Here is a 670-nt window from a genome sequence, read left to right as displayed (position 1 = left end):
ATATTTGTTTAACAGTGAACAAAAATTAGTTTACAATGCATTACTTTCATTTGCTACAGCAGAGAATATATTAGGAAAAGAAATTACACAATCCCTATTAAGCGACTATTTTATAAAACAGGAAATTATTCTTCGACTAAAAGAGGGAGATAAAAGAATCGCACCGAGAATTGAGGAGATTAATCAAGAGTATAGGGAAAATTTCAGGGCATTGCAAGGTACTTTGATATATAGAGATGAATTTGATGATTGCATAAAATCTATTGAAAATGAAAAATCAACTATTATTTCTGGAGGTGCTGGTTCTGGAAAAAGTGGGTGTACAGAAGCAATTCTAAATTATTGCGAAGAAAGGAAAATTCCACATATTGCGATAAAACTTGATCAGAGAATACCTTATAAAAATTGTGAGATTTGGGGAAAAGGGTTAGGACTTCCCAGTTCAATTGCTCATTCTTTGCACTGCACTTCAAGAAATGAAAATGCAGTAATTATTTTAGATCAATTAGATGCTTTAAGATGGACACAGGCAAATTCTAGCGAAGCACTTGCAGTTTGTTTAGAGTTAATTAGACAGGTAGAATACTTAAATTATGAAAGAAAGAAAAAAATAATTATAATATTTGTCTGCAGAACATATGATCTTGAAAATGATAATAATATAAAATCT

The 670-nt window shown here is 30.4% G+C and carries 1 pseudogene; it reads left to right on the top strand.

Annotated features, from left to right (window positions below):
• A pseudogene (locus DW059_RS15710) lies at positions 1-670 on the top strand (hypothetical protein); the annotation flags it as partial.

Origin of the sequence: Roseburia sp. AF42-8 (assembly GCF_003435965.1) — a bacterium.
Lineage (GTDB): Bacteria > Bacillota > Clostridia > Lachnospirales > Lachnospiraceae > Roseburia_C > Roseburia_C amylophila.
Note: the sequence above shows the minus strand (reverse complement) of the source record. Positions and strands in the feature narration are given on the sequence as shown.